The organism is Mycolicibacterium stellerae (genome assembly GCF_003719305.1).
GTDB classification, from domain to species: domain Bacteria; phylum Actinomycetota; class Actinomycetes; order Mycobacteriales; family Mycobacteriaceae; genus Mycobacterium; species Mycobacterium stellerae.
This window is the reverse complement of sequence record NZ_RARC01000001.1, coordinates 100,969-120,429: the sequence shown is the minus strand read 5'-3', so window position 1 is coordinate 120,429 and position 19,461 is coordinate 100,969. Positions and strand designations below refer to the sequence as shown.

The 19,461-nt window shown below is 66.9% G+C and carries 17 protein-coding genes and 1 tRNA gene; 6 read left to right on the top strand and 12 right to left on the bottom strand.

Annotated features, from left to right (window positions below; genetic code table 11):
- Window positions 1-4: 4 nt before the first annotated feature.
- A complete protein-coding gene (locus D6M19_RS00565) occupies window positions 5-796 on the bottom strand; it encodes a serine/threonine-protein kinase (RefSeq protein WP_123023227.1) in 792 nt (263 codons plus the stop codon).
- Window positions 797-880: 84 nt separating this feature from the next.
- Here D6M19_RS00565 and D6M19_RS00560 point away from each other — a divergent pair, with 84 nt between their 5' ends.
- Together D6M19_RS00560 and D6M19_RS00555 are read left to right on the top strand one after the other, a co-directional pair.
- Window positions 881-1,843, top strand: a complete 963-nt coding sequence (locus D6M19_RS00560; RefSeq protein WP_123023226.1) for a 4-(cytidine 5'-diphospho)-2-C-methyl-D-erythritol kinase — start codon at window positions 881-883, stop codon at window positions 1,841-1,843.
- Between the two features lie 256 nt (window positions 1,844-2,099).
- The gene (locus D6M19_RS00555; protein ID WP_123023225.1) at window positions 2,100-3,734 is read left to right on the top strand and encodes a fatty acyl-AMP ligase; all 1,635 of its coding nucleotides are present in this window, start codon (window positions 2,100-2,102) and stop codon (window positions 3,732-3,734) included.
- A 100-nt stretch (window positions 3,735-3,834) separates the two neighbouring features.
- Here D6M19_RS00555 and D6M19_RS00550 read toward each other — a convergent pair whose 3' ends face one another.
- A complete protein-coding gene (locus D6M19_RS00550) occupies window positions 3,835-4,395 on the bottom strand; it encodes a DUF6611 family protein (protein ID WP_123023224.1) in 561 nt (186 codons plus the stop codon).
- 115 nt (window positions 4,396-4,510) lie between these two features.
- Here D6M19_RS00550 and D6M19_RS00545 point away from each other — a divergent pair, with 115 nt between their 5' ends.
- Window positions 4,511-5,545: an epoxyqueuosine reductase gene (locus tag D6M19_RS00545; RefSeq protein WP_123023223.1), complete on the top strand. Its 1,035-nt coding sequence runs from the start codon at window positions 4,511-4,513 to the stop codon at window positions 5,543-5,545.
- A 14-nt stretch (window positions 5,546-5,559) separates the two neighbouring features.
- Here D6M19_RS00545 and pth read toward each other — a convergent pair whose 3' ends face one another.
- The 8 genes from pth to D6M19_RS00505 all read right to left on the bottom strand — a co-directional run bounded on the left by pth (window position 5,560) and on the right by D6M19_RS00505 (window position 11,625).
- Window positions 5,560-6,171, bottom strand: a complete 612-nt coding sequence (gene pth / locus D6M19_RS00540; protein WP_123023222.1) for an aminoacyl-tRNA hydrolase — start codon at window positions 6,169-6,171, stop codon at window positions 5,560-5,562.
- Between the two features lie 20 nt (window positions 6,172-6,191).
- Window positions 6,192-6,881 carry a 50S ribosomal protein L25/general stress protein Ctc gene (locus D6M19_RS00535; RefSeq protein WP_123023221.1) on the bottom strand — a complete coding sequence of 230 codons (690 nt, stop codon included), beginning with the start codon at window positions 6,879-6,881 and terminating at the stop codon, window positions 6,192-6,194.
- Window positions 6,882-7,012: 131 nt separating this feature from the next.
- Window positions 7,013-7,882, bottom strand: a complete 870-nt coding sequence (locus D6M19_RS00530) for an oxidoreductase (RefSeq protein WP_123023220.1) — start codon at window positions 7,880-7,882, stop codon at window positions 7,013-7,015.
- 66 nt (window positions 7,883-7,948) lie between these two features.
- Entirely contained in the window at window positions 7,949-8,599 is a 651-nt protein-coding gene (locus D6M19_RS00525) for an LpqN/LpqT family lipoprotein (protein WP_123023219.1), read from the bottom strand.
- Window positions 8,596-8,940, bottom strand: a complete 345-nt coding sequence (gene arsC, locus D6M19_RS00520; protein WP_123023218.1) for an arsenate reductase (glutaredoxin) — start codon at window positions 8,938-8,940, stop codon at window positions 8,596-8,598. Before arsC ends, D6M19_RS00525 begins: the two co-directional genes overlap by 4 nt.
- On the bottom strand, window positions 8,941-9,921 hold the full coding sequence (locus tag D6M19_RS00515; protein WP_123023217.1) for a ribose-phosphate diphosphokinase: 981 nt from the start codon (window positions 9,919-9,921) through the stop codon (window positions 8,941-8,943).
- 101 nt (window positions 9,922-10,022) lie between these two features.
- Window positions 10,023-11,522 carry a bifunctional UDP-N-acetylglucosamine diphosphorylase/glucosamine-1-phosphate N-acetyltransferase GlmU gene (glmU, locus tag D6M19_RS00510; protein ID WP_123023216.1) on the bottom strand — a complete coding sequence of 500 codons (1,500 nt, stop codon included), beginning with the start codon at window positions 11,520-11,522 and terminating at the stop codon, window positions 10,023-10,025.
- Between the two features lie 31 nt (window positions 11,523-11,553).
- Window positions 11,554-11,625 (bottom strand) — tRNA-Gln (locus tag D6M19_RS00505).
- Between the two features lie 86 nt (window positions 11,626-11,711).
- Between D6M19_RS00505 and D6M19_RS00500 the strand changes: the two genes are divergently transcribed.
- The 3 genes from D6M19_RS00500 (at window position 11,712) to D6M19_RS00490 (ending at window position 17,076) form a co-directional block, all read left to right on the top strand.
- Window positions 11,712-12,314 carry a TetR/AcrR family transcriptional regulator gene (locus tag D6M19_RS00500; protein WP_123023602.1) on the top strand — a complete coding sequence of 201 codons (603 nt, stop codon included), beginning with the start codon at window positions 11,712-11,714 and terminating at the stop codon, window positions 12,312-12,314.
- A gap of 98 nt (window positions 12,315-12,412) precedes the next feature.
- On the top strand, window positions 12,413-16,096 hold the full coding sequence (gene mfd, locus D6M19_RS00495) for a transcription-repair coupling factor (protein ID WP_123023215.1): 3,684 nt from the start codon (window positions 12,413-12,415) through the stop codon (window positions 16,094-16,096).
- A complete protein-coding gene (locus D6M19_RS00490) occupies window positions 16,093-17,076 on the top strand; it encodes a nucleoside triphosphate pyrophosphohydrolase (RefSeq protein WP_123023214.1) in 984 nt (327 codons plus the stop codon). The genes mfd and D6M19_RS00490 overlap by 4 nt, the downstream gene beginning before the upstream one ends.
- Before the next feature lie 57 nt (window positions 17,077-17,133).
- On the opposite strand, the gene D6M19_RS00485 is transcribed toward D6M19_RS00490, so the two are convergent.
- Both D6M19_RS00485 and D6M19_RS00480 read right to left on the bottom strand, forming a co-directional pair.
- A complete protein-coding gene (locus tag D6M19_RS00485) occupies window positions 17,134-18,396 on the bottom strand; it encodes a Dyp-type peroxidase (protein WP_123023213.1) in 1,263 nt (420 codons plus the stop codon).
- Window positions 18,393-19,319, bottom strand: a complete 927-nt coding sequence (locus D6M19_RS00480; protein ID WP_123023212.1) for an EfeM/EfeO family lipoprotein — start codon at window positions 19,317-19,319, stop codon at window positions 18,393-18,395. Before D6M19_RS00480 ends, D6M19_RS00485 begins: the two co-directional genes overlap by 4 nt.
- Window positions 19,320-19,461 lie beyond the last annotated feature (142 nt).

Genomic DNA, 19,461 nt, shown 5'->3' with positions numbered 1-19,461 from the left:
TTCGCTAAGCTAGCGTGTCACTGAGGCGCTCGATCAGCTCCGTGCACGAGTCGTACCGGCTGTCCGGGATCTTCGCCAATGCCCTGTGCAGGACCGAGTCGAAGCTGCGTGGCACCCAAGCGATCTTGTGTGAGTAGCTCGGCGCGGGCCGGTTGAGATGGGCGTCGACGAGTTCCATCCATGTCGCTCCGGTGTATGGCGGTCTGCCCAGTAGGAGTTCGACGGCCGTGCATGCCAACGCGTACTGATCGGTGAGCGCCGATGGTGGCCTGCCGCGCAGCAGCTCGGGCGCGGTGTACGGCAGGGAGGCCTCGATGCGCGTCGCATGCCAGCCAAGGGTCTCCGAGACCGCATACGCCACACCGAAGTCGATGAGCACAGCCCGTAGAAAATCCTGCGACACGAGGATATTGGAAGGCTTGACGTCGCAGTGAACGATTCCGCGGCGGTGTATGTAGTCCAGCGCATCGGCGATCTGCTTCAGGGCGGCGAGTCGAGTCTGCTTGTCCGGCAGTGCACTTGACGTGCCCCCGCCGATCACCTCCATGGTCAGCCAGCCGACACCCTGCTCGTAGACGGTGATGACATGGGGATGGTCAAGCTGACGTGCGAACTCGAATTCCCGTCGCAGCCGCGCAGTTTGATCCTCGCCACGATGGTGCTCGTCGAGAATCTTAAGTGCCACCACGCGATTCGGGTCGGCAGGCCGGTGTGCCCGGTACACGGCGGCGTACCCACCGCGTCCGAGTATCGCGTCGATGACATAGCCCGCGAAGTCGGCGCCGACCTGAAGCACGTTTCCAGACTATGCCGAGCCTCCTGGCCGCCTTTATCACCGCATGAGCACTTCTCGCCTGCCTGTCGGCGATAGTGTCGTGCGGTGTCCAATGGCAGTACCGCATCGGAGTGGGTTCCCACCGGGTCGGTCACCGTGCGGGTACCGGGCAAGGTCAACCTGTATCTGGCCGTCGGCGATCGCCGCGATGACGGCTACCACGAGCTGACGACCGTCTTTCACGCTGTTTCCCTGCTCGACGAGGTCACCGTCCGCAACGCCGACGTGCTGTCGCTGGAGCTGGCGGGGGAGGGCGCGGAATCGCTGCCCATCGATGAGCGCAACCTCGCGTGGCGGGCCGCCGAGCTGATGGCCGAGCACGTCGGCCGGGTTCCCGACGTCTCGATCACCATCGAGAAGTCGATCCCAGTCGCCGGGGGTATGGCAGGCGGCAGCGCCGACGCGGCGGCGGTGCTGGTCGCGATCAACTCGTTGTGGGAGCTCGGCGTGCCGCGCCGCGACCTGCACACACTGGCCGCCAAGCTGGGCAGCGACGTGCCGTTCGCCCTGCACGGCGGCACGGCGCTTGGCACGGGCCGCGGCGAGGAGCTGGCGACCGTGCTGGCCAGAAGCACATTCCACTGGGTACTCGCCTTCGCCGAGGGCGGCTTGTCCACCCCGGCGGTGTTCACCGAGGTCGATCGGCTTCGCGATGCCGACGACCGCAACCTCCCGGCGCCGCTGGAGGATCCTGAACCCCTGCTGACCGCCCTGGCCTCCGGCGACCCCGTCGCCCTTGCACCGCTGCTGGGAAACGACCTGCAGCCCGCGGCGTTGAGCCTCCACCCGAGCCTGCGCCGGACGCTGCGGGCCGGTGTCGAGGCCGGCGCCCTGGCTGGGATCGTGTCCGGCTCGGGGCCGACGTGTGCGTTCCTATGCCCCTCGTCCTCGTCTGCCGTCGACATCGGGGCTCAGCTGGCCGGAGCAGGGGTCTGTCGCACCGTGCGGGTGGCCAGCGGTCCGGTGCAGGGCGCGCGGGTCGTTCCGGCGCCCCCGCCACAGGTGTGACACAAACCTCAATTACTGCGTTAGTTTGGCAGTTACTTAAGAGTTGCCTAAGATGAGCGACGGTGAAAACTAGCGGTCATGAAGTGGACGCGGATAGTGCCGCCGCCGGAGAATCCGGTGGGCGGGCGTCCCTCCCTAGCGCATCACCGAATCGAGACATAACCGCGCTCCAAATGTGTGCGCGCCTACGTGAAAGCTCCGCCCACCAGGCGGAGCATTACACACTGGCATTTGCGGTGGACCCGAGGAGGCTGTCGTGAGCAGATTCACCGAGAAGATGTACCGCAATGCTCGTAACGCGAGTACGGGCATGGTCACCGGTGAACCGCACGAACCCATTCGTCACACCTGGGGTGAGGTGCACGAGAGGGCCCGCCAGATCGCCGGTGGCCTTGCCGCCGCGGGCATCGGCCACGGTGACGCCGTTGGCGTGCTGGCCGGCTTCCCCGTGGAGATCGCGCCGACCGCTCAGGGTCTCTGGATGCGTGGCGCCAGCCTGACGATGCTCCACCAGCCCACTCCGCGCACCGACCTGGTGGTCTGGGCGGAAGACACGATGAACGTCGTCCACATGATCGAGGCCAAGGCCGTGATCGTGTCCGAGCCGTTCATGGTCGCCGTGCCCGTGCTCGAGGAGCAGGGCATCAAGGTGCTGACCGTGCCCGAGCTGCTCGCCTCAGATCCGATCGACCCGATCGAGGTTGGCGAGGACGACCTGGCCCTCATGCAGCTGACGTCGGGCTCGACCGGCTCACCGAAGGCCGTGCAGATCACCCACCGCAACATCCACTCCAACGCCGAGGCGATGTTCATCGGCGCCGAGTACGACGTCGACAAGGACGTCATGGTCAGCTGGCTGCCCTGCTTCCACGACATGGGCATGGTCGGCTTCCTGACCATCCCGATGTACTTCGGTGCGGAGCTGGTCAAGGTCACCCCGATGGACTTCCTGCGCGACACCCTGCTGTGGGCGCGGCTGATCGACAAGTACAAGGGCACCATGACCGCGGCGCCGAACTTCGCGTACGCGCTGCTCGCGAAGCGGCTGCGGCGCCAGGCCCAGCCCGGCGAGTTCGACCTGTCCACGCTGCGCTTCGCGCTGTCGGGTGCCGAGCCCGTCGAGCCTGCCGACGTCGAGGACCTGCTCGATGCGGGTAAGCCGTTCAACCTGCACCCGTCGGCGATCCTGCCCGCCTACGGCATGGCCGAGACGACGCTGGCGGTGTCCTTCTCCGAATGCAATGCGGGCCTGGTGGTCGACGAGGTCGACGCCGACCTGATGGCCGCGCTGCGGCGTGCGGTGCCCGCGACGAAGGGCAACACCCGCAGGCTGGCCACACTCGGGCCGCTGCTGGAGGGGCTGGAGGCCCGGATCATCGACGAGCAGGGCAACGTGATGCCCGCCCGCGGCGTCGGCATCATCGAGCTGCGCGGCGAGCCCGTCACGCCCGGCTACATCACCATGGGTGGCTTCATCCCCGCGCAGGACGAGCACGGTTGGTATGACACCGGCGACCTGGGCTACCTGACCGACGAAGGCCACGTCGTGGTGTGCGGCCGCGTCAAGGACGTCATCATCATGGCGGGCCGCAACATCTACCCGACCGATATCGAGCGGGCCGCCGGCCGCGTCGAAGGGGTCCGCCCCGGCTGTGCGGTCGCGGTGCGACTGGATGCCGGGCACTCCCGCGAGACGTTCGCCGTCGCTGTCGAGTCCAACGCTTACCAGGACCCCGACGAGGTGCACCGCATCGAGCGCCAGGTCGCCCACGAGGTCGTCGCCGAGGTCGATGTGCGGCCGCGCAACGTCGTGGTGCTCGGCCCCGGCACCATCCCCAAGACTCCGTCGGGCAAGCTCCGCCGCGCGAACTCCGTCTCGCTGGTCACTTAGTCCCCTTGCACCGCGAGCTGGGGGCACTCCCCCTCGTGACACCGGGGGAACCCCCGCCCCGCGTGCAAGGGGGACCGTGTTTGTACCGCGACACGCCGCCCTAGTGCGACATTTTGCGGACGCTCGTGACTGCCGCGGCCGGCGCTAGCTTCTCGTACACCTGCCACCACAATGCCTCGTGGTCGAGCGGTGACATTCGCTTTTCGTCGACTCGTTCGTCGGCGGCCGTCAAGGCCATGGCCATCGCCAGAAGCGCCTCGCGCGATTGCATGGTCGTGACCTCGGTGAGCCCGGGCATCGTGACCACGCCCATCGAGCGGACCATCGAGCGCGCTTCGCCCGCCTTCGCCATCGCGACGCCGGCCAACGCCAAAACGCCGCCGGTGCACACCGCAAGGGCGGTCCACGATCCGATCAGCTGCTGAAGAAAGATCTCCGACAGCACCCACAGCGCCGCTCCCCAGATCGGCGCGCCGCGCCAGACGCGGAGCCGACGACGCTCCACATCGCTGATGCCGGGTGGGTAAACCACCAGGCGGTAGCGCGTCACGCCGAAGCGGTCGACCTGGATGCGAACGAATCCCCACCGGTTCTCGCCGTCGAGCAACTGGCCACACCAGCGCTGGAGCCGACCGGGGCGATTCTGTGTGTCCTCTTGCATACCTTCGGGTGTACGCCGGTCGAACCGTCCTGCGCGACATCCGAACGGTTCCTTTACGCCCCGCGTGCGGTTCTTAACACGGGTGTGACTCTGAGTATTGTGTACTATACTCAGCATGACGACCGAACACCTGCCGGCCCGGATCGCCGATCACCCGACGGTCCGCAAGGTGGCATCACGCGAACGCCGGAAACCGGGCGTCATCGACGCCGACTGGTTGCGTCAGGTTTGTCTCGACGCCGGAGCCGACGACGTCGCGTTCGCCTCCGTCGACAACCCTGATCTCGCTTCCGAACGCGAACACGTCGACGCGGCGCTGCCGGGGACGCGCAGCTACATATCGCTCGTGGTCAAGATGAACCGCGACAACGTCCGGTCGACGGCGCGCAGCGTCGCCAATCAAGAATTCCACCGCAGCGGCGAGATCATGAACGAGGCGGCGCACCGGATCACCAGGGCATTGCAGGACGCCGGCCATCGGGCGATCAACCCGTCGATGTCGTTCCCGATGGAGATGGACCGGTTTCCCGGTCGCATCTGGGTGGTCGCCCACAAGCCCGTCGCGGTCGCGTCGGGCCTCGGGGTGATGGGCATCCACCGCAACGTGATCCATCCGCGGTTCGGCAACTTCATTCTGCTCGGCACCGTTCTGGTCGACGCCCCGGTCACCAGCTATGGTGAACCGCTTGACTATTCGCCGTGCCTGGAATGCAAGCTTTGCGTGGCGGCCTGCCCCGTCGGCGCGATCAAGAAGAACGGCGACTTCGACTTCGTCGCATGTTCGGTGCACAACTACCGTGAGTTCATGGGCGGGTTCACCGACTGGGCGCAGACCATCGCCGACAGCGAGGATGCCGCCGACTTCCGTTCGCGGGTAAGCGATTCCGAGAACGCCTCGATGTGGCAGAGCCTGTCGTTCAAGGCGAATTACAAGGCGGCGTACTGCCTCGCGGTGTGCCCCGCGGGCGAAGAGGTCATCGAGCCGTACCTCGACGACCGCAAGGGTTTCATGGATCTGGTGCTCAAACCCCTTCAGGCCAAGAAGGAGACGCTCTACGTGCTGCCGAATTCGGCCGCCAAAGAACACGCCGAGCGCCGCTTTCCGCACAAGCAGGTCAAGGTGGTGGACAGTGGGATCAGCGGCCGCTGAGCACCGAGCGGAAATCAGCCCCAGGCGTGGACGGTGTTCTGGGCCGGTTCGAGGCCATGGGCGATCAGCAATTCGGTCGCATCGGCGGCCTGCTCGCAGATCACAGGAACTTCGGGCCGTTCGGCCTTGCTGAAGTTCTCCAGCACGAACGAGGCCCCCGACTTCTGGCCCGGCGGACGGCCGATGCCGATGCGGACCCGTTGAAAGTCGCTGGTGCCCAACGCCGATGACACCGAGCGCAGGCCATTGTGGCCCGCGACGCCGCCGCCGAACTTCAGTCGAATCTTGCCGAAGTCGATGTCGAGCTCGTCATGGACGATCACCACATCGGCGGGCGGCACGGAGTAGAACTTCGACAGCGGCCCGACCTGGCGGCCCGACTCGTTCATGTAGACGCGCGGTTTGGCCAGCACCACCGACCGGCCGGCCAGCCTGCCGGTGACGACCTCGGCGCCGGACTTCTTGTGCACCTTGAACTTCTCGCCCATGCGCTCGGCGAGGAGGTCGGCAACCATGAAGCCGAGGTTGTGCCGCGTGGTGGCGTAGTTGGGCCCGGGATTGCCCAGGCCCACCACCAGATGGGGGCCCCTCCCCCCCGAAGGGAAGGGGGATGGCTCTCTGTCCATGTCGGGTGGGGGTCCGCCAGTTACTCGGAGGAGTCGTCGGAGGCGGATGATTCCTCGCCACCTTCGCCGCCCTCGGCATCCTCTGCGCCCTCGGCCGCGCCTTCACCCTCGACAACCTCGCCCGCACCCTCGGCCTCGAGGTCCTCGGCGGTCGGGGCGGCAACGACGTTGACGACAAGCATCTCGGGATCCGACACCAGCGACACACCGTCGGGCAGTTCGATCGAACCCGCGGCGAACTGCGTGCCGACGTCGGCGCCCTCGACCGACAGGACGAGCTGCTCGGGGATCGCCTGCACGTCGGCCTCGATCTCCACGGTGTTGCTGTCCTGGGTGACCAGGGTGCCGGGGATCGCCTCGCCCTCGACGATGACGTTGACCTCGACGGTGACCTTCTCGCCGCGACGGACCACCAGCAGGTCGGCGTGCTGGATGTTGCGCTTGATCGGATGGATCTCCAGCGCCTTGGTCAGTGCCAGCTGCTCCTTGCCGTCGATGTCGAGCGTGAGGACTGCGTTGGTGCCGGAGTGCCGGAGCACCGCGGCGAAGTCATGGCTGGACAGCAGCAGATGCTGCGGGTCGGAGCCGTGGCCGTAGAGCACGGCCGGGATCTGGCCTGCGCGGCGTGCGCGGCGCGACGCGCCCTTGCCGGTCTCGGTGCGCACGGCAGCGGTCAGTTTGTTCTCTCTACGGGCCGCGGTCTTGGCCATTGGAATGTTGCTCCTCTAACGCCGGTCATTGATTCCACGGCCAGGGTCGCAACTTCACTTGCGTGTCCCGTCGATAACGGTGGCATCTGCCACCCTCGCCGTGAGCCAGCCCAGATTATCCGATCAGGGCCTCAGAGTGCGAATTTGGTGTCTGTGAGCTGCTCAGACAGGTCCCAAAGGGCGGCGGCTTTCTTTGCGTCATGCGCCAGCGGGCTGCGGAACGTCGGCCCGGACGGCCCGCGCATGGCGAACCGTGGACCGATGAAGCTGTCGCCGGGCAGGTCCTGCGACGCCGCATAAAGCGTCTGCCTGGCACCGAAATCGGCATCCGTGCCGACCAGCGGGGTGACGAAGTTGATCAACTTGGTGCCGACGGGGTTGCCCGTATTGCCCTGCAGATTGGTCTCGGAGTAGCCGGGGTGGGCGGCATGCGCCTTCAGCGGTGACCCGGCGGCCGCCAGCCGGCGCTGCAGTTCGCTGGTGAACAGCAGGTTGGCCAGCTTCGACTGGCCGTAGGCCGGCCACGCGAAATAGGGCCGCGACTTCCAGTTGAGGTCTGTGAGGCTGATGTAGCCGATCAGGTGCAGGCCCGACGACACCGTCACCACACGGTCGGTGATCTTGGGCAGCAGCAGGTTGGTCAGCGCGAAGTGGCCAAGGTGGTTGGTGCCGATCTGGCTCTCGAACCCGTCAGCGGTGAGCGCGAACGGCACGGCCATGATGCCCGCGTTGTTGACGAGCACATCGACGGCGTCGACACCGTCGGCGAACGCACGCACCGAGGCCAGGTCCTGCAGGTCGAGCTTGCGCACCTCGACGTCACCCGTCATGCCCGCGGCGGCCGCATCGCCCTTGCCGGTGTTGCGGCAGGCCAGAATCACCTTGGCCCCGACACGCGCCAGTTCGCGCGCGGTCACCTCGCCGAGGCCGCTGTTGGCGCCCGTGACGATGACGGTGCGTCCGGCGAAGGACGGCAGGTCGGCGGCGGTCCATCCACTCATTCGGTACCGATGATTCGCTCGCAAGCTTCGCTCATTCCAGCCACCCTAGTCGCGCGGGGGCGGGCACTATTTCTTGGCGACGTTGAAGCCGGCGATGATCGCCTCGATGTCGGGGGCCTCGGCCTGCGCCTTGTCTGCGTAGCCGGTCACGGTGAACTGAACCAGGTAGCGCTGTTTGGCAGGCGGCGGCCCGGTGGCGATGACGATCCGGTTGTAGCTGTGCATCCGCTTGCCGTTGAGGTCGTAGCTGCCCTCGATCATCGACGACGGGAAGCCCTTGAAGTCGTTGCTCGACGCGTTGAGCTGCTTGAAATTCTCCGACAGTTCGGCGTCGGCGTTGGCGTGTTCGAGGGCCTTCTTGGGGTCGAAGTCGGCGCCGCTGAGTTGGAACACGAGCAACATCGCGGTCGGATAGGTGTCACCCTTGGCGATGACGCGCGTGCCCGGCGCGAACCGCGGATTGCTGTACTGCTCCCAGCCTTTCGGCTTGGGCATCGTCACCGTGAGGTCGGTCAGTTTGTCGGGGGCGACGGGTTGTCCGACGACGCCCGCGTTTTCCAGATACTGCGAGATAGGAACGGGCGCCTCGGTCGAGGTCGTCGGCTTCGGGCTCGTGGTGGTGGTCAGCAGCGTCGTATAGTCGGGCGACTTCGCGCCGCAGCCCGCCGCGGTCACGGCCAGCAACGCCAGTGTCGCCGCGATGCGGTGACGGGTCACAGAATCTCGCGAACCGAGTCGAGAGGCCTGGCCAACCGGGTGCCTCTGGGCGTGACGACGAACGGCCGCTCGATCAGGATCGGATGCTCGGCCATCGCGTCGAGCAGTTCGTCGTCGTCGGCGTCGGCGAGGTTCAGTTCGGCGTACAGCGGTTCACGCTTGCGAACCGCGGTGCGGACGTCGATTCCGGCGTCGTTGATCAGCTTGACCAGTTCGTCGCGCGACGGTGGCGTCTTCAGATACTGAATCACGTCCGGCTCGATGCCGTTGTCCCGCAACAACTCCAGCGTCTTGCGTGAGGTCGTGCAGCGGGGATTGTGATAGATGACCGAGTCAGCCACTTATGCCGACCCGTCGAAAAGTCCTGTCACCGAACCGTTCTCGAACACCGCGCGGATAGTGCTGGCCAGCAGTGGCGCGATGGACAACACCGTCAGCTGCGGGAACTGCTTTTCTTCGCCGATCGGCAGGGTGTTGGTGACGATCACTTCGCGGGCGCCGCAGTCGGCCAGCCGTTGCGGTGCGGGATCGGACAGCACGCCGTGCGTCGCGGCGATGATGACGTCCTTCGCGCCGTCCTCGTGCAGCAGCTTGACCGCGCCTGCGATCGTGCCGCCGGTGTCGATCATGTCGTCGGTCAGGATGCAGGTCTTGCCCCGCACGTCACCGACAACGCGGTTGCTCTTGACCTGGTTGGGCACCAGCGGGTCGCGGGTTTTGTGGATGAACGCCAGCGGTACGCCACCCAGCGCGTCGGCCCATTTCTCGGCCACCCGGACGCGACCGGAATCCGGCGACACCACGACCATGTCGTCGTTGGGATAGTTCTCGGCGATGTAGCCGGTGAGCAGGTTCTGCGCCCGCATGTGGTCGACCGGGCCGTCGAAGAAACCCTGGATCTGGTCGGTGTGCAGGTCGACGGTCAGGATCCGGTTGGCACCCGCGGTCTCGAGCAGGTCGGCCACCAGTCGTGCCGAGATCGGCTCGCGGCCGCGATGCTTCTTGTCCTGACGCGCATACGGATAGAACGGCAGGATCGCGGTGATCCGCTTGGCGCTGCCGCGCTTGAGCGCGTCGATCATGATCAGCTGTTCCATCAGCCAGTGGTTCAGCGGCGCCGGATGGCTCTGCAGCACGAACGCGTCGCAACCGCGGACCGATTCGTCGAATCGGACGAAGATCTCGCCGTTGGCGAAGTCGCGTGCGGTCTGCGCGGTGACCGGGACGTCGAGTTCCTTGGCGACCTGTTCAGCGAGTTCCGGGTGCGCGCGACCGGAGAACAGCATCAAATTCTTGCGGTTGTCGGTCCACTCGGTGCCCACAGTGTGCCCTTGCCAGTAGGGGATCGATGTCGCCTCATCGTACGTATCACGGCTGGACGCGCGTGGCCGGGTTGCCAGATCAAGAACGGAAAGCGACCGGCTCACGTCGTTTCGTCGTCCTCGGGGTTGTCGTCTTCGCCGGCTTCGTTGGTCCGCCCGGCCGTGCCAAGTGCCGCCGCCGCTGCGGCGGCCGCATCCGAATGCGGTCGCTTGCGGGACACCCAACCCTCGATATTGCGCTGCGGGCCTGCGGACACGGCGAGCGCACCCGGCGGCACGTCGTCACGCACCACGGTGCCCGCTCCGGTGTAGGCGCCGTCGCCGACGGTGACCGGAGCGACGAACATGGTGTCCGAGCCGGTGCGCACGTGCGACCCGATCGTGGTGCGCCGCTTGGTCTCCCCGTCGTAGTTGACGAAGACGCTCGACGCGCCGATATTGCTGTGCTCGCCGATGTCCGCATCGCCGACGTAGGTCAGGTGCGGCACCTTGGTGCCGGTGCCAAGGGTGGCGTTCTTGGTCTCGACGAACGCCCCGAGCTTGCCGACGTCGCCAAGGACCGTGCCGGGCCGCAGATAGGTGAACGGGCCGACGGTGGCGCCGTCGCCGATGCTCGACGCCGAGCCGTGCGTGCGGACCACGGTGGCTTCGTCGCCGACGGTCACGTCGGTGAGCGTGGTGTCGGGGCCGATCTCGCAGCGGCCGCCGATGTGGGTCGCGCCGAGCAGCTGGGTGCCGGGCTGGATGACGGTGTCGCGGCCGACGCTCACGTCGACGTCGATCCAGGTGGACGCGGGGTCGACGACGGTGACGCCCGCGCGCTGGTGGGCGGCCACGATGCGGCGGTTCAGCTCGGCGGCCAGCTCGGCCAGCTGGACGCGGTCGTTGATGCCTGCCACCAGCGCGTCGTCGTCGACGTGCTTGGCGCGCACGATCCGGCCGTCCTGCCGGATGATCGAGATGACGTCGGTGAGGTAGAGCTCTTGCTGGGCGTTGTGCGGCCGCAGTCGGTCCAGCGCCGAGCGCAGCTCATCGATGTCGAACGCGTAGACGCCCGCATTGACCTCGCCGATGGCCTGCTGCGACGGGGTGGCGTCGGCCTCTTCCACGATGCCGATGACCTCGCGGTCCTGGGTGCGCAGGATCCGGCCGTATCCCGTCGGGTCGGCAAGCGTTGTGGTCAACACGGTCGCCGCAGCGGTTTCGGAGCTGTGGGCGTCGATGAGGTCGGCAAGAGTGTCGGCGTCCATCAATGGAACGTCCCCGGACGTCACCACGACGGTGCCCGCGAAGTCGGCGGGCAGCGCGGTCAGCCCGCAGGCGACGGCGTGCCCGGTGCCGCGCTGCTGCTCTTGGACGGCGATGTCGATCGTGCGGCCAAGCGTCTCGGCCAACTCGGTCACGGCAGGAGTGATGCGATCGCGGTCATGGCCAAGCACCACCACCAGGTGCTGCGGGGCGACCTTGGTGGCCGAGTACAGGACGTGCGACAGCATGCTGCGGCCGCCGAGGGTGTGCAGCACCTTCGGGGTGTCCGACCGCATCCGGGTGCCGGCGCCTGCGGCCATCACCAGGACCGCGGATTGGCCGTGCTCAGTCATGTGGTGTCCTCATCGATTCATCCGCTCGTAGCTCCGTCGCCAGGACTCGAACCTGAACTATCTGAACCAAAATCAGAGGTGCTGCCGATTACACCACGACGGACTGATCAACTCGTGATGCTAGTCGAAGCAACTAGGCTGACAGGTGTGGCTGCACCGGACAAGGAAGTGCGCGCACCCCGCGCCCGAATGACCGGTGCTGAGCGGCGTCACCAGCTCATCGACATCGCGCGGTCGTTGTTCGCGCAGCGCGGTTACGAGGGCACCTCGGTCGAGGAGATCGCCCAGCGCGCCAACGTCTCCAAACCGGTCGTCTACGAGCATTTCGGCGGCAAGGAGGGCCTCTATGCGGTGGTGGTCGACCGGGAGATGTCGGCACTGCTCGACGGCATCACCTCCTCGTTGACGCGGACGACCAACAACCGGTCGCGGCTGCGCATCGAGCGCGTCACGCTGGCCCTGCTGACCTACGTCGACGAGCGCACCGACGGGTTCCGCATCCTCATCCGTGACTCGCCTGCGGCCATCACGTCGGGCACCTACTCGACGCTGCTGAACGACGCCGTGAATCAGGTGTCGTCGATCCTGGCCGGCGACTTCTCCCGCCGCGGCCTCGACCCGGATATGGCGCCGCTTTACGCCCAGGCGCTCGTCGGGTCGGTGTCGATGACGGCGCAGTGGTGGCTCGATGTGCGCGAGCCGAAGAAGGAAGTCGTCGCCGCGCATCTGGTCAACCTGTGCTGGAACGGGCTCAAGCACCTCGAGGACGACCCGCCGCTGCTCGACGAGTGACCCACGTCTCTCCGCGTCGAGATCGACGAAATGGCGCGATGCACTCGCACTTTCGCGCCCAAACGTGAATTTGGGCGTCCCATTAGGATGGAATCATCATGACCGCATCGGGGACCGTTAGTGTCCAAACCCCGATCGCTGGGCTGGTTGAGCTGGCACTCCGCGATCCTTGTTTGCAAGACGTCATCAGCCGTGCCGCCGACAGACCCGCCGACCTCACGCTGATCGGCCCCGCCAGCGCGCGGCTGTTCGCCGCCAGCGCGCTGGCCCAGGCGGCACCACTGCTCGTGGTCACCGCCACCGGCAGGGAAGCCGACGATCTGACCGCCGAACTGCGGGGCGTATTCGGTGACGCGGCGGCGCTGTTCCCGTCCTGGGAGACGCTGCCGCACGAACGGCTTTCGCCGGGGGTGGACACCGTCGGCGAGCGGCTGATGGTGCTGCGCAGGCTGGCACATCCCGACGACGAGCGGCTCGGGCCGCCGCTGCGGGTCGTGGTCACCACGGTGCGCTCACTGGTGCAGCCGATGGCGCCCGATGTCGCCGACGTCGAACCCGTCACCTTGACGCTCGGCGAGGACGCCGACTTCGACGACGTCATCCACCGGCTGGTGGAGCTGGCCTACACCCGCGTCGACATGGTGGGAAAGCGGGGGGAGTTCGCCGTGCGCGGCGGGATCCTCGACGTGTTCCCGCCGACCGCCGAACACCCGGTGCGTATCGAGTTCTGGGGCGACGAGATCTCCGAGATGCGCATGTTCGCCGTCGCCGACCAGCGTTCGATCCCCGACATCGACGTGGAAACCGTCATCGCGATGCCGTGCCGTGAACTGCTTTTGACCGACGACGTCCGGGTCCGCGCCTTCGAGCTGGCGGCGGATCACCCGCGAAGCGCCAACGACGTACCGGGCAGCGTGCCCGACATGCTGGCCAAGCTCGGCGAGGGCATCCCCGTCGACGGCATGGAGGCGCTCCTTCCTCTGCTGCGACCCACCGAGTCCCCCGCAAGCGGGAGGTGCCCCCAGTCCCTGCTGAGCGACCATCTGCCTGCGCAGACGCCGCTGCTGATCTGCGACCCCGAGAAGATCCGCACCAGGGCCGCCGACCTCATCAAGACCGGCCGCGAGTTCCTCGAAGCGTCATGGTCGGCGGCGGCGGTCGGCGGTGACGCGCCGATCGACCTCGAGGAATTGGGCGCATCCGGTTATCTGGACCTCGACGATGTGACAGCAGCGGCCCGCTCGGGCGGCCATCCATGGTGGACGCTCAGCCAGCTGAGCGACGAGTCGGCGATCGAGCTCGACATCCGCCCGTCGCCGTCGGCGCGCGGCCAGCAGTCCGGTGTCGACGAGATCTTCGCGATGCTGCGCGCCCACGTCGCCACCGGCGGATCGGCGGCCGTCGTGACGCCGGGCACCGGCACCGCTCACCGCGTGTGCGAGCAGCTGGCCGAGGCCGAAACGCCCGCCGCGATGCTCGAGCCGGGCGAGGTGCCCAAGCCGGGCGTCGTCGGCGTGCTCAAGGGCCCGCTGCACGACGGCGTGGTGCTGGCAGGCGCCAACCTCGTCGTGATCACCGAAACCGACCTCACCGGAAACCGGGTCACCGCGCCAGAAGGGAAGCGGCTGGCCGCCAAGCGCCGCAATGTCGTCGACCCGCTCGCGCTGACCGCAGGCGACCTCGTGGTCCACGATCAGCACGGCATCGGCCGGTTCGTCGAGATGGTGGAACGCACGGTCGGCGGGGCCCGACGCGAGTACCTGGTGCTGGAGTACGCCTCGAGCAAGCGCGGCGGCGGGTCGGACAAGCTGTTCGTGCCGATGGACTCGCTCGACCAGCTGTCGCGGTACGTCGGCGGCGAAGCGCCAACCCTGAGCCGACTGGGCGGCAGCGACTGGGCCAACACCAAGACCAAAGCCAGGCGGGCCGTCCGCGAGATCGCCAGCGAGCTGGTGTCGCTGTACGCCAAACGGCAGGCGTCGCCGGGGCACGCGTTCGGCCCGGACACGCCGTGGCAGGCCGAGATGGAGGACGCGTTCGGGTTCACCGAGACCGTCGACCAGCTCACCGCCATCACCGAGGTCAAGGCCGATATGGAGAAGCCGATCCCGATGGACCGGGTGATCTGCGGCGACGTCGGCTACGGCAAGACGGAGATCGCGGTGCGCGCGGCGTTCAAGGCGGTGCAGGACGGCAAGCAGGTGGCGGTGCTGGTGCCGACGACGCTGCTGGCCGACCAGCACCTGCAGACGTTCAGCGAACGAATGGCGGGGTTTCCGGTCACCGTGAAGGGGCTGTCGCGGTTCACCGGCCCCACCGAGTCGCGGGCGGTGCTCGAGGGCATGAAGGACGGGTCGGTCGACATCGTGATCGGCACGCACCGGCTGATTCAGACCGGGGTGACGTGGAAGGACCTCGGTCTGGTCATCGTCGACGAGGAGCAGCGGTTCGGCGTCGAGCACAAGGAGCACATCAAGTCGATGCGCACCCACGTCGACGTGCTGACGATGAGCGCGACGCCGATTCCCCGCACGCTGGAGATGAGCCTGGCCGGGATCCGCGAGATGTCGACGATCCTCACCCCGCCCGAGGAGCGCTACCCGGTGCTGACCTACGTCGGGCCGCACTCCGACAAGCAGATTGCCGCCGCGCTGCGCCGCGAGCTGCTGCGCGACGGGCAGGCGTTCTACATCCACAACCGGGTGCGGTCGATCGACCAGGCGGCCGCCCAGCTGAAGGTGCTTGTGCCCGAGGCGCGGGTCGTCGTCGCGCACGGGCAGATGCCCGAGGAGCAGCTGGAACGCACGGTCGAGGGCTTCTGGAATCGCGAATTCGACATCCTGGTCTGCACGACCATCGTCGAGACGGGCCTCGACATCTCCAACGCCAACACGTTGATAGTCGAACGGGCCGACACTTTCGGCCTGTCGCAGCTGCACCAGTTGCGCGGCAGGGTGGGTCGCAGCCGTGAGCGCGGATACGCGTATTTCATGTATCCGCCGGAGGTTCCGTTGACCGAGACCGCCTACGACCGGCTGGCCACCATCGCGCAGAACAACGAACTCGGTGCGGGCATGGCGGTCGCGATGAAGGACTTAGAGATTCGCGGCGCGGGCAACGTGCTCGGTGTCGAACAGTCCGGACACGTCGCCGGCGTCGGATTCGACCTGTACGTGCGGCTGGTCGGCGAGGCCGTCGACGCCTACCGCGCCGCCGCGGACGGGAAAACCGTTGCTGCCGTTGAGGAACCGAAGGATGTTCGGATCGATCTGCCCGTCGACGCGAATCTCCCGCCGGACTACATCGCCAGCGACCGGCTGCGGCTGGAGGGCTATCGCCGGTTGGCATCGGCCGCCGACCAGGACGCCGTCGGTGCGGTGGTGGAGGAACTCATCGACCGGTACGGCCCACTGCCGGAACCGGCGCAGCTGCTGGTGTCGGTTGCGCGGTTGCGGTTGTTGGCCCGCGAGTACGGCGTCACCGAGATCAGCGCTCCTTCTGAGGCGACGCTGCGGGTGTCGCCGATGACGTTGTTGGATTCTGCGCAACTGCGGCTGAAGCGGTTGTACCCGAGCGCGAATTACCGTGCGACGACGTCGACGGTGCAGGTGCCGATTCCCCGGTCGGGCAACGGCATCGGCGCACCGCGCATTCGCGATCTCGAGCTGATCAGAATGGTCGCCGGTCTGGTGTTGGCCCTTAATGGAAGACCGCGCGACGATGTTGATATAACGAACGTCGGAGGTACATCGACGATGGACGACAAGCGACAAGCGCGATGACCGTCGTACTTGTCGATCCGCGCCGCCCGTCTTTGATTCCGGTCGAGGCGATGGGACTGCTCGCCGGTGACGTCCAGTACACCGAAGAGATGCCGGTCAAGGTGCCGTGGTCGCTGCCGTCGGCCCGTCCTGCCTACGAGGGTGACGACGCGCCGGTGCTGTTGTCGTCGGATCCCAATCATCCCGCGGTGCAGTCCCGACTGGCCGCCGGCGACAAGCTGATTGCCGCCCCGGACCCGCAGACCGGTGAACGCCTTGTCGACGCCGTGGCGATGATGGACAAGTTGCGAACGGCTGGCCCGTGGGAGAGCGAGCAGACGCACGACTCGCTGCGCCGCTTCCTGCTGGAGGAGACCTACGAGCTGTTCGACGCGGTGCGCAGTGGCAACGCCGACGAACTTCGCGAGGAGCTCGGCGACGTTCTGCTGCAGGTGTTGTTCCATGCCCGCATCGCCGAGGACGCTACCCAGCATTCGTTCACCATCGACGACGTCGCCGACTCGCTGCAGCGCAAGCTCGCCAACCGGGTGCCCGCGGTGCTGGCGGGCGAGCCGATATCGCTGGCCGACCAACTGGCGCAGTGGGAAGAGCGCAAGGCGGCCGAGAAGTCGCGCAGGTCGTCCATGGATGACGTACCGACGGGCCAGCCTGCATTGGCGTTGGCGCAGAAGGTGATCGACCGGGTCACCCAGTGCGGTCTGCCCGCCGACCTGATCCCGGCGGCGATGACCAGCGTGCTGGTGTCGCTGGACGGCGACGCGGAAAACGATTTGCGGACAGTGGTTTTGGAGTTCATGGACACCGTTCGCACGGTGGAGAGGGCGGTCGCCGCCGACCGTCGCGGCGAGGACGTCCCCGAAGAGCTCGACATCGCATCGCTCGGGGTCATCACCGAGGAGGAGTGGCGGGCGTGCTGGCCGTCGACGGAGGCCGTCGAGGTCGAAGAGCCTGCCGACGAAGAGCCCGCCGACGCGAAATAGTCATCGAGTCTGCGGGCAGGGCGAGATTTCGGCGAAAATCACGCCCCCACCGCAAAGTCAATCGACGAGTTGATCGCCGAGGAACCGGTCTGAACCGGTAACCCCCGGCAGCACAAAGAAAAAGCCGCCACCCACGGGCATGATGTACTCCTCGAGCGGCTCACCCTTCAGCCGGCTCTGCACGGTGAGAAATCCCTTTTGCAGGCTGCGCTGGTAGGCGATGAACGCCAAGCCCTGGTCGAGCCGACCCGCGCCGTCGAATCCACGCGAGTAGTTGAAACCCCGTCGCAGGATGAGGTTTTGCTCGGTCTGCGTGGTGCGGGGGTTGGCCAGCCGGATGTGGGCGTCCAACGGGATGCGCTTGCCGTCGGGATCCTCGACATAATCCGGGTCGGCGAATTCGTCGGTCATGCCAAGCGGTGCGCCGCTGACCTTCTTGCGGCCGATGAGCGCCTCCTGCTCGGCGAGCCGGGTGCGGTCCCAGAACTCGACGAACATCCGGATGATGCGGACGGCCTGATACGAGCCGCCGACCGCCCACTCGGGTTCGCCGTCGCCGGGTTGCACCCAGACATGCTGATCCATCAACGCGCCGTCGTCGACATCGAGGTTGGCGGTACCGTCCTTGAAGCCCAACAGGTTTCGCGGAGTCACGGCTTCCGACGTCTGGCCCGCCCCGATGCCGCGGGCATACCCGTCGATCATCCACCGCAGAGTCAGCTCGCTTCGGGTGCGGCGCATCAACTGCCGCAACGCGAACTGCACGGTGTCATTGTGCCCGGCCTCGAGGATGATCGAGATGTCCCCGTGAGACAGCTTCGGGTCGAGCCGGTCGTTGGCCAGGAACGGCATGGTTTCCAGTTCCCTTGGCTTGCGATCAGCCAGGCCGAAACGGTCGTCGAACAACGAGGCGCCGACGCCCACGACGATCGACAGATTGTCTGGCGGCGGCTTGTCGCCGAGGATTCCGGAGTCGACCGGCGGGTAGGCCGGGTCCCGCGTCTCGGGCGGCTTTCCGGCCATCAGCCCGCGGATCTCTTCGGTGAGCTCCTGCAGCGTCGTCCGAAGGCCCGCCCGATCCTGGACGTGCATATTGAACGACGCGACCAAACCCTGTTCCGGTATCGGCAGCGTGGTGATCCCCGCTTGGTGCGGCCCCTCGAACGGGACGAACGCCGGCTGTGGCACCGGCGGCGCGGCCGGCTCGGGTGACGAACACCCGGCCAGCATCGCGCCCGCTCCTACCGCGACGCCGGTACCCACCGCCCCGGTGACGAAGCCGCGGCGCGAGATTCCCCGTCGTGGTGGCTGTTCGGTCACTGAAGTTTCAGGACGCCCGCAACTTGAGACAGGCTCTCCGACAGCCCGGCCAGCTGTGCCTTGAGCGTGTCGACGACCTGCGGCGTCACCGTGACCGCGGGGCACCGCGGCGACGGGTATTCGCTGTTTTCCGGGCAGAAGTTCACCCAGCCATCACCCTGGCGCAGCGGCCGCATGGTGTCGAAGATCTGGGTGATTCCTCCGTCGATCTTGCCCAGCAGAGCGGCATCGGCCTTCTCCAGCGCCGGGGTCAGCTTGTCGATCGCAGCCTGCGACCCCTGCAGGTTGGCGTCGAAGTCCCACAGGTCGGTCTTCGAGTAGCGATCCTCCTCGCCGGTGATCTTGCCCTCCGAGACCTCTTCGATGAGCTCCGCGGCGCCGTTCGCCACGTCGAGCGGCGTGACCTCGACCTTTGCGAACTCCTCCTTCAACGCGGCGATGTCCTTGTCGAGCTGGTCGGCGAACGGCGCGCCGCCCTCGGTGGTGTTCTTCTCGAACAGCAGGAATTCCAGCCGGTGCCAACCGGTGAAGGCGGGATCGTCGACGCCGGCGAAGTCGTCGACACGGGCGTCGACCTTGCCATCGATCTCCTCGACCAGCCCGGCCAGCGGCTCGATGCGCTCCCAGGGCATGCGTGACGGCGCAAACGCGTCCTGGGCCGCCTGCAAGTTGTTGGCCCGCACTGCGTCGGTGAACACCTTGACGCCCTTGACGAGCTCGTCGATCTGGCCGACCGCGTATCCCTTGTAGTCAGCTGCCGCTTTCTCAAGCTCGGGGCTCGGAGCGGCGGCTGCAGACGTGGACGTCTCGCTGGCCGAACTCGAGGCACTGCTCTCTTCGGTGCCGCCCGAGCTACTGGAGCATCCGGCAAGGACCAAGGCCGCGGCCGTAACCGACACGGGCCAGGCGAGATGCAGTTTCATTGAGCCTCCTCGTAGTTGACGCGTGAACATTACAACGATTTGTCGTGAAGAGGGTAGGCACACCTAAATATTGTTTGCCTGGCCTTATCTCGCCGCCTTGGAGCGCGCTTCGCGGAGCACTCCGCGAGCCGTGGGACGATGG

Coding starts and splice junctions, on each gene's coding strand:
- D6M19_RS00500 (WP_123023602.1), top strand. CDS start 11,712: ATGACCGGTGCTGAGCGGCGTCACCAGCTCATCGACATCGCGCGGTCG.
- glmU (WP_123023216.1), bottom strand. CDS start 11,522: ATGACTGAGCACGGCCAATCCGCGGTCCTGGTGATGGCCGCAGGCGCC.
- D6M19_RS00530 (WP_123023220.1), bottom strand. CDS start 7,882: ATGAGTGGATGGACCGCCGCCGACCTGCCGTCCTTCGCCGGACGCACC.
- D6M19_RS00545 (WP_123023223.1), top strand. CDS start 4,511: ATGACGACCGAACACCTGCCGGCCCGGATCGCCGATCACCCGACGGTC.
- D6M19_RS00480 (WP_123023212.1), bottom strand. CDS start 19,319: ATGAAACTGCATCTCGCCTGGCCCGTGTCGGTTACGGCCGCGGCCTTG.
- D6M19_RS00490 (WP_123023214.1), top strand. CDS start 16,093: ATGACCGTCGTACTTGTCGATCCGCGCCGCCCGTCTTTGATTCCGGTC.
- mfd (WP_123023215.1), top strand. CDS start 12,413: ATGACCGCATCGGGGACCGTTAGTGTCCAAACCCCGATCGCTGGGCTG.
- D6M19_RS00550 (WP_123023224.1), bottom strand. CDS start 4,395: ATGCAAGAGGACACACAGAATCGCCCCGGTCGGCTCCAGCGCTGGTGT.
- pth (WP_123023222.1), bottom strand. CDS start 6,171: ATGGACAGAGAGCCATCCCCCTTCCCTTCGGGGGGGAGGGGCCCCCAT.
- D6M19_RS00535 (WP_123023221.1), bottom strand. CDS start 6,881: ATGGCCAAGACCGCGGCCCGTAGAGAGAACAAACTGACCGCTGCCGTG.